At 57.4% G+C, this 12,243-nt stretch carries 10 protein-coding genes and 1 pseudogene; 10 read left to right on the top strand and 1 reads right to left on the bottom strand.

The genetic code is table 11. The features are described from left to right. Nucleotides 1-1,058: pseudogene (locus DGA31_RS15915) on the bottom strand (beta strand repeat-containing protein); the annotation flags it as partial. 583 nt (nt 1,059-1,641) lie between these two features. Between DGA31_RS15915 and DGA31_RS15910 the strand changes: the two are divergent. The 10 genes from DGA31_RS15910 (at nt 1,642) to DGA31_RS15865 (ending at nt 12,238) form a co-directional block, all read left to right on the top strand. Beyond that, nucleotides 1,642-2,568: a ketoacyl-ACP synthase III gene (locus DGA31_RS15910; RefSeq protein WP_056838680.1), complete on the top strand. Its 927-nt coding sequence runs from the start codon at nt 1,642-1,644 to the stop codon at nt 2,566-2,568. A 141-nt stretch (nt 2,569-2,709) separates the two neighbouring features. Next, nucleotides 2,710-4,716, top strand: coding sequence for a CDP-glycerol glycerophosphotransferase family protein (locus DGA31_RS15905; RefSeq protein WP_152035043.1), 2,007 nt, complete (start codon nt 2,710-2,712; stop codon nt 4,714-4,716). Then, nucleotides 4,713-5,117: a glycerol-3-phosphate cytidylyltransferase gene (gene tagD, locus DGA31_RS15900; RefSeq protein ID WP_109513188.1), complete on the top strand. Its 405-nt coding sequence runs from the start codon at nt 4,713-4,715 to the stop codon at nt 5,115-5,117. Before DGA31_RS15905 ends, tagD begins: the two co-directional genes overlap by 4 nt. Before the next feature lie 406 nt (nt 5,118-5,523). Further along, complete coding sequence (locus DGA31_RS15895; RefSeq protein WP_109513187.1) at nt 5,524-6,372, top strand: flagellin domain-containing protein; 849 nt, start codon at nt 5,524-5,526, stop codon at nt 6,370-6,372. A gap of 73 nt (nt 6,373-6,445) precedes the next feature. Next, the gene (locus tag DGA31_RS15890; protein ID WP_109513186.1) at nt 6,446-6,820 is read left to right on the top strand and encodes a flagellar protein FlaG; all 375 of its coding nucleotides are present in this window, start codon (nt 6,446-6,448) and stop codon (nt 6,818-6,820) included. 81 nt (nt 6,821-6,901) lie between these two features. Beyond that, complete coding sequence (fliD, locus tag DGA31_RS15885) at nt 6,902-8,332, top strand: flagellar filament capping protein FliD (RefSeq protein ID WP_109513185.1); 1,431 nt, start codon at nt 6,902-6,904, stop codon at nt 8,330-8,332. A 126-nt stretch (nt 8,333-8,458) separates the two neighbouring features. After that, on the top strand, nt 8,459-8,845 hold the full coding sequence (gene fliS, locus DGA31_RS15880) for a flagellar export chaperone FliS (protein WP_056838693.1): 387 nt from the start codon (nt 8,459-8,461) through the stop codon (nt 8,843-8,845). Nucleotides 8,846-8,874: 29 nt separating this feature from the next. Next, nucleotides 8,875-9,168 (top strand): flagellar protein FliT, encoded by a 294-nt coding sequence (fliT, locus tag DGA31_RS15875; protein WP_056838695.1) that lies wholly within the window; start codon nt 8,875-8,877, stop codon nt 9,166-9,168. A 167-nt stretch (nt 9,169-9,335) separates the two neighbouring features. Beyond that, entirely contained in the window at nt 9,336-10,811 is a 1,476-nt protein-coding gene (gene fleQ, locus DGA31_RS15870; RefSeq protein ID WP_056838697.1) for a transcriptional regulator FleQ, read from the top strand. A 224-nt stretch (nt 10,812-11,035) separates the two neighbouring features. Beyond that, the gene (locus DGA31_RS15865; protein ID WP_109513184.1) at nt 11,036-12,238 is read left to right on the top strand and encodes a sensor histidine kinase; all 1,203 of its coding nucleotides are present in this window, start codon (nt 11,036-11,038) and stop codon (nt 12,236-12,238) included. The last annotated feature ends 5 nt before the right edge of the window (nt 12,239-12,243 follow it).

Genomic DNA, 12,243 nt, shown 5'->3' with positions numbered 1-12,243 from the left:
CGTACTTCGTCGTTGCCACCATTGGCCAGTTCGACAATGGTCGGTGTGATACTGGCATCGACGTAGTAGATGTCATTGCCGGTCCCGCCTTCAAGCCTGATGGGGTTGGCAATGTTGAAACGGCCAACGGTGAATGTGTCGTTGAATGCCGAGCCTATGATGTTTTCGATGCTGGTCAGCGTGGTGCCTTCGGCATCGCCGCCGGTGCCCACCGCGCCTGTACCCTGGCGAACGTCAACGTTTACCCCGGCCGCCGAGCCGGAGTAGTTGACTGTGTCGACACCGCCACCACCGTCGAAATCGGTGCCCTTGCCATTACCGAAAAACGTGTCGACAACGCCTGATCCACTGATGGCCTCGATAGCGCTGTAGGTATCACCTGTGGCAATGCCGGAATGCACACCGGTCTTGAGGTTGATCGTGACTCCGACCTTGCTGTCGAGGTAGCCGGCGGTGTCGTAGCCGTCCCCGCCGATGAACTGATCGGCACCGGCTCCTCCGTACAGGGTGTCATTGCCCGAGCCGCCGGTGATGATGTTGTTGCTGTCGTTGCCGTAGCCCTTGAACGCCTTGTCGCCGATATAGGTCAAGCGCTCGACGTTGGCAGCCATGATGGTGCCGCTGGGATTGATTACCGACACGCGGATTTCATCGTTGCCGCCATCGGCCAGTTCGATGATGGCCGGTGTGGCACCTTTGTCGATGTAATAGATATCGTTGCCGGCGCCGCCCTCAAAGCGGGTCGGTGTGGCTCTGGCGTCTGCACCAGAGGTAAAGGTGTCGTTGAATTTCGAGCCGATGATGCTCTCAATGTTGGTGAGGACATCCCCCTCGGCATCACCGCCCCGTCCAACCAGCCCGACACCCAGGCGTACATCTACATTAATGCCTTGGGCAGACGCCGAATAGTCAACGGTGTCCGTACCCACGCCGCCATCGATCTTGTCTGCACCGGCGCTGCTTGTGATCACATCGTTGCCGGCCAGGGCCTTGATCTCATCATCCCCTGCGGTACCTGCAAGCGTGTCTGCGCCAGCGGTTCCATTGATAATTGCCATGTGTGTTTCCTTCCGTTGGTATCAAGAGAACATCGTGAAAATCTTGTTCGCTTCCAGTGATTGAATAAGTGGCATTCTCATCTTTTCGGCGGGTGCAAATAAAACGTGAATGGAATATTGAAGTGTTGACCTGAAATGTGACGCAGGTTTTAAGCGCTCCGTAAAAACCGGCGCTTATGCTGGCGTCCGACAGCCGACGATAGATCCAGGTGCTGTAAATCAGAGGCGTGTACCTATGCCGCACAATCGCGCCTATAATTCGAATCATCGGCAGGCTGGACAGGCTTCGTATCGAGTGCAACGCAGCCGTAGAGTAGGAGCGATGGCTGGCCTGACATGTTTTGGTTTACCGAGGCCACGAACAATCCGGGTTGTTCGTGGCCTTGCCGTTCAAGGGGCAGGCCAGGCGCTGCGAGATGAAATTAAGCGTGACCTTCAGCTCGCGGCAAGCATCTTCACTGTATCGTACGAGGCCGGCCTGGCCTGATGCCGGGGCATGATCGGGCCGCCGCAAGCCACCTTTTGAGTCACGCCTTTCGGCCATTGAAAGGCGTTGTTAACCGTTTACTACTGGGAAGCCACGATGATTGGCATAAAAAGCATAGCGAGTTACGTGCCCACCGAAGGCGTGGATAACTACGCTCAAGGTGCCAGGTTCGACAAGGATGAAGAATTCATCCTGGGCAAGATCGGCTCGACCTTTCTGCCGCGCAAGGATGCCGCACAGGAAACCTCCGACCTGTGCGTTGAGGCGGTCAACAAGTTGCTGGCTGGCAACCCTCAGTTGTCGCGTGACAGCATCGATGTGTTGATTGTCGTCACCCAGAATGGCGACGAGGAAGGCTTGCCGCACACGGCAGCCATTGTCCAGGACAAGCTGGGGCTGACCACTGCCGTGGCGGCGTTCGATATCTCGCTGGGCTGCTCGGGTTATGTGTATGGCTTGTACGCCATCAAAGGCTTCATGGAAGCCACAGGCCTGAAGAACGGCATCCTGGTGACGGCTGATCCGTATTCGAAAATCGTCGACCCGGACGACCGCAACACCACCATGCTGTTTGGCGATGCTGCCACGGCAACCTGGATGGGCGAAGACGCCGCCTGGCTGCTGGGCAAAGCCAAATTCGGCACTGATGGTTCCGGTGCGCCGCACCTGAAGGTCAGCAACGGCGTCTTCTATATGAATGGTCGGCAAGTGTTCAACTTTGCCCTGCTCAAAGTGCCTGCGCATTTGCATGAACTGTTGGCCGACTCAGACCTGACACCTGACGACATCGACGCCTTTTGCATTCACCAGGGCAGTGCGGCGATTGTCGATGCCGTGGCACGGCGCTTCGAAGATCAGCCTGAAAAGTTCGTCAAGGACATGGTCGAGACTGGAAACACGGTGTCGTCGAGCATTGCGTTGCTGGTCGAAAAGCATGTACTGGGCTCGTCCTGGAAGCGGGTCGCGCTCAGTGGCTTTGGTGTCGGCTTGTCGTGGGGCTCGGCCATTATCTATCGCGCCTGACGCTGATGCCGATGACAGGCGGGCCAGGCGAACGTTTCGCCGGGGCTGCTTCAACCGCCTTGCCGGAGCAGGCGCCTGGCTAGCACCTTTGTCCGATTGACGTACGATCGGGCAATCACGGGCTGCAACACGCTCAAGCGCATGATCAACACGCGCTTGATTAAGCGTCAGACTATCAACGAGTTACATAACTGTTTGGCATGTTTCATGAATGCCTGCTTGTGGTGTCAAGAATGCTTCCTTTCATCCCTGATCGATGACTTGCTGATAGGTAAAAACATGTACCCCCAACCGCTCTCGGATGAACTCACCGCGCACTGCATGCAAGCGATTCCAGGCGGTACGGCTTCAATTATCGAAGTGTCCAGCTACAGCCCGTCGCTGGCCGAGCAAGTCAAAAAAGCGTTGCCACAGGTCAAGTACACCTGCGTAACGGCTGACAGGTCTGTCTATACCCAGGCCCAGGCTGTTTGCGACCGTGTCGAGCTGCTGAAAGTCACGGATATCGATGACGCTTTCTTTGCCGCGCACCGCGACCAGCAATGCTGGGTGCTGGGCGAAGCCTTGAGTCAGGTGGCAGATCCCTGGGCGTTGTTGAGCAATGTCAAAAAAAACCTGGCGCCGGGCGGGTGCGTCATTCTGTGCATGCCTAATGCACAGCATTGGTCGTTGCAGGTAAAACTGGCCGCCGGGGCTTTTGGTTATCAGGATGAAGGGCTGCTGCATCGGTCCCATTTGCGCTGGTTCACTCGAGAAACCCTGCTCCAATTGCTCGATGAGGCAGGCTTTGAAATAACCCAGGGCCTGCCGCACAGTTCAGTCAATCCATTGGCCGACGTATTCCTGCCGCTGATCGGTCAAATTGCCAAGGCGGCAGAACTCAACGTTGAAATGGCCATGGCCGATGCCACGCCAAGCCACTACATCATACGAATGGTGCCCAAGGGTGAAAGCGTTGTGTCAAGCGTGCCTCGCCCTGTGCTTACCAACGAGCAGTTCGTGGTTGAGGATCGTGCTGCACCGAAGGACGACAGAGTCTGGGCGTTCCCGGTCTGTGCGTTCGATCACTTGCTGACCGGAAACGACCGTGCGGTATTCGAAGCGGTTCGCTACCGCGGTGATATTCGTAAAGTGGTACTGACGCGCAACAAGGCATTTGATCTGGCGGGTGAAAATGTCCTGGTGGTGCCGCTGGCCAGTCGTGAAGGGCAGGATGCCTTGATTTCTGCCGGCTACATTTTTGCCAAGCATTCGGCTGCGGTGAACGCGCCTTACCCGCTGGATGCGAATCGGCATCGGTTCATCAATCTTTGGCATGGCATCCCGCTCAAACGTATCGGCATTGCCTCGCTGGACAATGCGTCCCGCAAGGAGAACCTGGTGCGTGAACATGCCAGGCATCACGCTGTTATCGCCTCGTCAAGAATGGATCAACTGGCAATGACCGTGGCGTTTCATCCGTTGCCCATGGACAAGATCTGGATCACGGGACTGCCCCGCAACGACGTTGTGCTTTGTGCAGAGCAGGATCTTGCCGAGGACTTTGCCGAGCAACTGACCAGGCTGCGAAGCGAGCTGGGGGGGCGTCGCCTGGTGCTGTTTGCACCGACCTTCCGTAACGGGCAGGGCAGGGCGTATTACCGCTTCAATGATCAACAGCGTGAAGCCCTGGTCGATTGCCTGGAGCGTCATGATGCCGTGCTGGGTATCCGCGAGCACATGGCGGACATTGCGCACAGCTACACCGCTGCATTGATGAGTCGGCCAGGGCCGTTTCTCAGCCTGGATCGACAGCTGTTCGCTGAAATAGAAGTCATTTATCGAGAGGCGCATGCGCTGATCACGGACTACTCGAGCTGCTTTATCGACTTCATGCTCACCGGCCGACCGCAGATTTCCTTTGCTTTCGACAAGGATCAATACGCCGGGCAAGAGCGCGGTATGTTCTATAACCTTGAAGACGTCTTTCCAGGGGTGGTGTGCGAAGACTTCTCCACGTTGCTCGATACCCTTGATCGCGTTTTGAGCGGGGAGGTGACCGAGCACCCTGTAAGGTATGAGCAAAAAAGGCGCATGTTTTTCGAGTATCAGGATGACCAGAACAGCCGTCGCCTGGTGGATCGCTTGTTGCTGGAGGCGCGAGCATGAGGACGGTCCTCACCTATGGCACCTTCGACGTGCTGCATGCCGGGCACGTGCGGTTGCTTGCGCGGGCCAAGGCGCTGGGGGATCGACTGATCGTGGGCTTGTCCACCGACGACTTCAATACGCTAAAGCACAAGAGCTCACTGCTGGATTTCAATAATCGGCGGATCGTGCTGGAGGCCATGCGTTATGTGGACCTGGTCTTCCCGGAGGGAAACTGGGATCAGAAGCTTGCCGATGTACGTCGCTACCATGTGGACGTATTTGTGATGGGCGATGACTGGGAAGGCAAGTTCGATTTTCTCAAGCCGGAGTGCGAAGTGGTCTATCTCCCACGCACTGAAAACATTTCGTCGACCTTGATCCGGCAAGAACTCCAGGATATTGGCACTCAAGGTCTCTAGACCTGCTGAGGCCCCCCTGCCGGTTGGCAGGGGGAGCCTCTCTGTCAGTATCACGTATTGCTTATTGCCTGCCTGGCACATGTCCTCTCTGTTACCCGGCTGCTGTTCGTCTTGCCCCTTCCGCGCGGTCCTCTCTTTTTCATGCCGCCGGTCGCCAGCTTTTCTCTGCAGTGGCAAGCGGTTCACAGTCTGGCCTTTCCCAGCTACGTTGCGCAGGCCTGTGCTGTCCTTCTGAAGCTACTCTAAGGCCTTGTTTTATCTGGCTTGGCACCGTGCCACTAAAAAAAATCAAAAAAAACCTCAAGCAACGAGGTATGCCGACGATAACTATTACGAAGGTTCTCTAGGCACACCCGGCGCTTGCAGGGGCCGGAAGCCACAGTAAACAATCCACGAGGAATTCATCATGGCTTTAACAGTAAACACCAACGTTGCTTCCATGAACGTTCAGAAGAACCTGACCCGTGCTTCCGATGCTCTGTCGACTTCCATGACCCGTCTGTCCTCGGGCTTGAAGATCAACAGCGCCAAAGACGACGCCGCCGGCCTGCAGATCGCTACCCGCATCAACTCGCAGATCCGTGGTCAGACCATGGCTATCAAGAACGCCAACGACGGTATCTCGATCGCGCAGACCGCTGAAGGCGCCCTGCAAGAGTCGACCAACATTCTGCAGCGTATGCGTGAACTGGCCGTCCAGGCGCGTAACGACAGCAACAGTGCTGACGATCGTATCGCCCTGAACAAAGAATTCAGCCAGATGAGCCTTGAGCTGACCCGTATCGCTCAGAGCACCAACCTCAACGGCAAGAATCTGGTTGATGGCACTGCCAGCACCATGACTTTCCAGGTCGGCTCTAACGGTGGCACTGAAAACCAGATCACCCTGAGCCTGAGCCAGAGCTTCGTCGCCAGCGCACTGGGTGTCGGATCGGACCTGACTATCCTGGGTTCCGATAGCGTTGAGGCTGAAGCTAACTTCGCTTCCGCCATCGCTCGTATCGACTCGGCCCTGTCGGTCGTCAACGCCAGCCGTGCCGATCTCGGTGCTGCCCAGAACCGTCTGACCAGCACCATTTCCAACCTGCAGAACATCAACGAAAACGCCACCGCTGCACTGGGTCGCGTACAAGACACCGACTTTGCTTCTGAAACTGCCCAGTTGACCAAGCAGCAGACTCTGCAACAGGCTTCGACTTCGGTTCTGGCCCAGGCCAACCAGCTGCCGTCTTCTGTACTGAAACTGCTTCAGTAATCCTGGCATGATCTTTAGCGGGAGGGTGCGGGTGCGTACTCTCTCGCTTTTTTACTTTCAGAGGTGACAAAACATGGATATGGGCATCAGGCTGAATGTGTCTTATCCGGTCGCCAAACCGGTAAGCGAAACGGGTGTAGTCGACAAGACCAAGTCGGCTGATCCGGTCGCGCCTGTGCGTGTCGTTGATGAAGCACCGGAGACCAAAAGCTCCGAGCAGCAGAACGACCAGCAGGTCAAGGCGGCGGCCGCCGAAATCCAGGACTTCTTTCAATCGGTCAAGCGCAATCTTGAGTTCTCGGTTGATGATCGTTCTGGCAAAGTGGTGGTCAAAGTCATTGCGAGTGATTCGGGTGAAGTCATTCGACAGATTCCCAACGAGGAAGTGTTGAAGCTGGCTGAAAGCCTGAGCGACGCAAGCAGTCTGTTGTTCAGCGCGAAAGCCTGATAACGGACACCCCCGTGTTGCTGGTTTTTATGTGTTTCACAAGAACCGAAAGACCGGCAGCATTCAAGCAAGGAGATACCGATGGCAAGTCCAATCACAACGTCGACCGGTCTGGGTTCCGGTCTTAAGATTACCGAGATCGTGACCGCACTGGTCGATGCCGACAAGTCCGCCAAGCAGAAACAGATCGCTACCAACTCATCTAAAAACACAGCTTCGTTATCGGGCGTCAGCCAGCTGAAATCGGCCTTGGCGGCCTTTCAGGCGACGATGACCAATCTGGGCAGTACTACAGGCTCGGCGTTTCAGGGCTTTGTAGCCAGTTCATCCAACGAGTCGCTGGTCAAGGCAACCGCCGATAACACAGCTGTCGGTGGCATTTACTCCATCAAGGTCAATCAACTGGCGACAGCGTCCAAGGTGGCCACTGTAGCGATCGACTCGGCCCAGGCGAGTGCTATTCCGAGTGGGAATCTGACCATCACTCAAAATAGCATTGATACGGTCATCAAGATCGATGCGGGCTCTACCCTGCAGCAGGTGCGCGACAAGATCAACTCCGAGATGCAGTTCAAGGGCATCAGCGCCAACATCATCAACGATGCCAATGGCTCACGGCTGGTCTTCAGCTCATCCAACACCGGTGCAGGCAGCGATATCAGCGTCAAGGGCAGTGGCGATATCGGCTCTCTGATGGATATCGACGGCAAGCAGTTGATGAGTGCCAGCGGCACGTCGGGTAATCCGGGCGCTGGTGCCATCGTCGGATTTGCGCAGGATGCCAAGTTCTCGGTTGATGGGCTGGAGTTGACCAGTTCCAAGAATACCGTTGACAAGGCTATTTCCGGTCTTACCTTCAATCTTGTTGCCGCTGATCCGAACAAAGAGACAGTCATTACGCTGGCCTCCAATACCGACGGTATCAAGGCTTCGCTGCAAAGCTTTGTCGACTCCTACAATACACTGGTCAAGCTGGTCACGACGCTGACCAAGGGCAGCACTGCCGCTGACGGTACCTTTACCGCTGCTGCACTGACCGGTGACTCGACACCGCGTAACATGCTGGCGGCCATTCGCTCCCAGATTGCCTTTGCGTCCAATAATTCGGGATTGGGGTCTTTGGCTCAGCTCGGCATCAGGACTCAGCAGGCTGATGGTACGCTCTCGCTCGACAGCGCGAAGTTTTCAGCGGCCATGACTGACAAGAAAATGGGCAGTGAAATCCAGAACCTGTTCACAAGCGATACAGGGTTGATCAAGCGTATCAGCGATTCGATTGAACCCTACACCAAGGCCAACGGCGTCCTGGCGCAAAAAGATACCAGCCTCAACAAGGTCAAGGCGCGACTTGAGGCGGATCAGGATGCACTCGACCGTCGTGTCGCCACGCTGACTGAGACGCTGACCAAAAAGTACAACGCCATGGACCTGGCGGTCAGCAAGCTCAAGGCCACCGCCAACAGCATCACCTCGATCTTCGACGCGATCAACGCGCAGAAAAACGCTTCCTGATCCAGGTGTTTAATCGTGTGACAAGAACCCGACCTCGTGTCGGGTTCTTGCATTAGACCTAAAGTTTTCCCGTGCCATGTCGATAGCCTGAGTATCCAGCGTTCAGACTTGCCAAGAGGTCCCCCTATGAATCCGATGTTAGCGTTACGCCAGTATCAGAAAATCGGTGCTCAGGCCCAGACATCCGAAGCCAGCCCCCATCGCCTGGTGCAGATGTTGATGGAAGGCGGTCTTGATCGCATTGCCCAGGCCAAGGGTGCCATGTCGCGTCGTGACATCGCTGCCAAGGGCATTCTGATTGGCAAGGCCATCGACATCATCGGCGGCCTGCGCGAAGGTCTGGACCTGGAGAACTACGGCACTCCTGCCCTGCGTAATCAGGACAACCTCTACGATTACATGCAGAAGCGCCTGACCGAAGCCAATGCCAAGAACGATGCCACGATCCTCGATGAGGTCACTGACCTGCTGATCACCGTCAAAGAAGGTTGGGACGCCATCGCGGCGGCCTGATCATTCACTGCTGCACGGAGACCCTTCCCATGAGTGCAACGCAACGTATCGCACAAACCCGCGAAGCCTTGGTCGAGGCTTTGGCAGAGCGCGACTGGGAAGCCATCGGCAGGCTTGATCAGGCCTGCCGGGAATGCATGGAGACGGTGACGGTCGAGACATCGTCCAGCGAGCCTGACCTGCGCGACAATCTGCAAGAGCTGCTGAGCGTGTATCGGCAATTGATTGACGTGGCCACCGGCGAGCGCCAGGCCGTTGTCGAAGAAATGTCGCAACTGCAGAAAGCCAAACAGGCTTCAAAAGTGTACGATCTGTTCGGCTGAAAATTTCTTGTCGGACAAGATTCACGCCATAAATTTGACTGTGTCCGTTTTTTTGACTTAACTAGTGATGTTTTCTGTTGTCTGGCGTCTGATCAGATGTAACGGCTAAGATGCCAAGCTGCCCACGACCGATGGGCGTACACGTTTACTAGGGAAGTTGCGATTGCATGTGGCGTGAAATCAAAATCCTGCTGATCGATGACGATAGCCAGCGCCGCCGCGATCTGGGCGTCATCATGAACTTCCTTGGTGAAGAAAACCTCTCATGCTCCAGTCAGGACTGGCAGCAAGTGGTGGGTTCTCTGTCGTCTACGCGCGAGGTGCTGTGTGTCCTGATTGGCAGTGTCAGTGCACCGGCAACGCTGCAAGGGCTTCTTAAGACCATCGCCGCATGGGATGAGTTCCTTCCGGTGTTGCTGATGGGTGAAAGTTCTTCCGTCGAGCTGCCTGAAGACCTGCGCCGTCGGGTGTTGTCGTGCATCGACATGCCGCCCAGCTACAGCAAGCTGCTCGACTCCCTGCACCGTGCCCAGGTCTATCGTGAAATGTACGATCAGGCCCGTGAGCGCGGTCGTCATCGCGAGCCCAACCTGTTTCGCAGCCTGGTCGGCACCAGCCGGGCCATCCAGCATGTGCGGCAGATGATGCAGCAAGTGGCCGACACCGACGCCAGTGTGCTGATTCTTGGCGAGTCCGGCACTGGCAAGGAAGTGGTCGCACGCAACCTGCATTACCACTCCAAGCGCCGCGATGCGCCCTTTGTGCCGGTCAACTGTGGTGCCATCCCGGCCGAGTTGCTTGAAAGCGAACTGTTCGGCCACGAGAAGGGCGCCTTTACCGGTGCCATTACCAGCCGTGCCGGGCGTTTCGAGCTGGCCAACGGCGGCACCCTGTTTCTTGACGAGATCGGCGACATGCCGTTGCCGATGCAGGTCAAGCTGCTGCGTGTCCTGCAGGAGCGCACCTTCGAGCGGGTCGGCAGCAACAAGACCCAGAGCATCGATGTGCGCATCATCGCGGCCACGCACAAGAACCTTGAGCACATGATCGAGGTCGGCAGCTTCCGCGAAGACCTTTATTACCGCTTGAATGTGTTCCCCATCGAGATGGCACCCCTGCGCGAGCGGGTCGAAGACATTCCGCTGCTGATGAACGAGCTGATCTCGCGCATGGAGCATGAAAAGCGCGGTTCGATCCGTTTCAATTCGGCCGCGATCATGTCGGTGTGCCGGCACGCATGGCCGGGCAACGTCCGTGAGCTGGCCAACCTGGTCGAGCGCATGGCGATCATGCATCCCTATGGCGTCATTGGCGTGGCTGAGTTGCCGAAGAAATTTCGCTACGTCGAAGATGAAGACGAGCAAATGGTCGACAGCCTGCGCAGCGACCTCGAGGAGCGTGTGGCAATCAATGCCACGACCCCGAGCTTCGCGACCGGTGCCATGCTGCCGCCCGAAGGCCTGGACCTCAAGGATTACCTGGGCGGCCTGGAGCAGGGCCTGATCCAGCAGGCGCTGGATGATGCCAACGGCATTGTGGCCCGTGCTGCCGAACGCTTGCGGATTCGCCGCACGACCCTGGTCGAGAAAATGCGCAAGTACGGTATGAGTCGCCGCGAGGGGGATGAACAGTCGGAGGATTGACGCCTGTTGATCGGCTGCCTTTGAAAAGCCTCCGCACCTGCGGAGGTTTTTTTTGGCTTGAGGATGAGCATTGGTACCACGACAGCGCGGGTCAATTGCAGGGTCTGTCGCGAGCTGGACTCCCTCCCACAAGTTTTGCTTTGACCCTCTGCCCGGCACGAGGATTGCTAACTCTCTTTTCTACGCGCCGTTTAATGACGGTTCGCCCCGCGAGAGAGAATTCAATGTCCCAGGCCGTGCAGATGTGCAATGAACTCCCGAACCCGATGGCGCCGCCACTGCCTTCGCTGGAACTGGAAAGCCGTCAGGGGCTTGAGCAGGCTTTTGCGCTGTTCAATCAGATGTCGGCACAGCTGACTGATTCCTACAGCGTGCTTGAAGCGCGGGTGAATGAACTCAAGGGCGAACTGGCCGAGGCGGGGGTGCAGCGTATGCAGGAGCTGGCGGAAAACGAACGCCTGGCCTATCGCTTGCAGAACCTGCTGGACCTGCTGCCAGGGGGGGTAATTGTCATCGATGGCACGGGCGTGGTGCGTGAAGCCAATCCGGCCGCCCTGGATCTGCTGGGTCAGCCGCTGGTGGGTGAGCTATGGCGTCAGATCATAGGCCGCAGCTTTGCGCCGCGTGAGGATGACGGTCATGAGGTCTCGCTCAAGGATGGCCGGCGCGTGTCCATCGCCACCCGTTCGCTGGATGCCGAGCCTGGCCAGTTGGTGCTGCTGACCGACCTGACGGAAACCCGTCGCTTGCAGGACCAGCTTTCGCGCCACGAGCGTCTGTCCTCGCTGGGCCGCATGGTCGCCTCGCTGGCGCATCAGATTCGCACGCCGCTGTCGGCTGCCATGATTTATGCCAGCCACCTGGCGGAACAGGAATTGCCGGTGCACACCCAGCAGCGTTTCGCCTCGCGCCTCAAGGAGCGCCTGCACGAACTGGAACATCAAGTGCGCGACATGCTGGTGTTTGCCCGCGGCGAGTTGCCGCTGACCGACCGGCTGAGCCCCGAGGCGTTGTTTCTGGCCTTGCAGGCGGCGGCCCAGACCCACGTGCGTGAAGCGCAGGTGCGTTGGCAGTGCGACCCTGTCCCTGGTGAGCTGTTGTGCAATCGCGACACGCTGGTCGGTGCGTTGCTCAACCTGATCGAAAACGCCATGCAGGCCAGCGAGGGGGGCGCCCGCCTGAAAATTCATGCCTATCGCTACGGCGCCATGCTGCGCCTGTGCATCAGCGACAGTGGCCGCGGCATCGAGCCTGCGGCCCTGGCCCGTATCGGCGAGCCGTTCTTCACCACCAAGACGACCGGCACCGGCCTGGGTTCGGCAGTCGTCGTGGCCGTGGCGCGGGCCCATCAGGGTCATGTGCAGTATCGTTCCCGAGTGGGGCGCGGCACCTGTGCGATCGTCAGTCTGCCGTTGATCCCTTCCTGAGTGCC

Origin of the sequence: Pseudomonas ovata, from assembly GCF_003131185.1 — a bacterium.
GTDB classification, from domain to species: domain Bacteria; phylum Pseudomonadota; class Gammaproteobacteria; order Pseudomonadales; family Pseudomonadaceae; genus Aquipseudomonas; species Aquipseudomonas ovata.
Note: the sequence above shows the minus strand (reverse complement) of the source record. Positions and strands in the feature narration are given on the sequence as shown.

Excerpts from the sequence above, each read along its gene's own strand:
- DGA31_RS15905 (WP_152035043.1), top strand. The coding sequence starts at position 2,710 with ATGATCAACACGCGCTTGATTAAGCGTCAGACTATCAACGAGTTACAT.
- fleQ (WP_056838697.1), top strand. The coding sequence starts at position 9,336 with ATGTGGCGTGAAATCAAAATCCTGCTGATCGATGACGATAGCCAGCGC.
- DGA31_RS15895 (WP_109513187.1), top strand. The coding sequence starts at position 5,524 with ATGGCTTTAACAGTAAACACCAACGTTGCTTCCATGAACGTTCAGAAG.
- DGA31_RS15910 (WP_056838680.1), top strand. The coding sequence starts at position 1,642 with ATGATTGGCATAAAAAGCATAGCGAGTTACGTGCCCACCGAAGGCGTG.
- fliS (WP_056838693.1), top strand. The coding sequence starts at position 8,459 with ATGAATCCGATGTTAGCGTTACGCCAGTATCAGAAAATCGGTGCTCAG.
- DGA31_RS15890 (WP_109513186.1), top strand. The coding sequence starts at position 6,446 with ATGGATATGGGCATCAGGCTGAATGTGTCTTATCCGGTCGCCAAACCG.
- tagD (WP_109513188.1), top strand. The coding sequence starts at position 4,713 with ATGAGGACGGTCCTCACCTATGGCACCTTCGACGTGCTGCATGCCGGG.
- fliT (WP_056838695.1), top strand. The coding sequence starts at position 8,875 with ATGAGTGCAACGCAACGTATCGCACAAACCCGCGAAGCCTTGGTCGAG.
- fliD (WP_109513185.1), top strand. The coding sequence starts at position 6,902 with ATGGCAAGTCCAATCACAACGTCGACCGGTCTGGGTTCCGGTCTTAAG.
- DGA31_RS15865 (WP_109513184.1), top strand. The coding sequence starts at position 11,036 with ATGTCCCAGGCCGTGCAGATGTGCAATGAACTCCCGAACCCGATGGCG.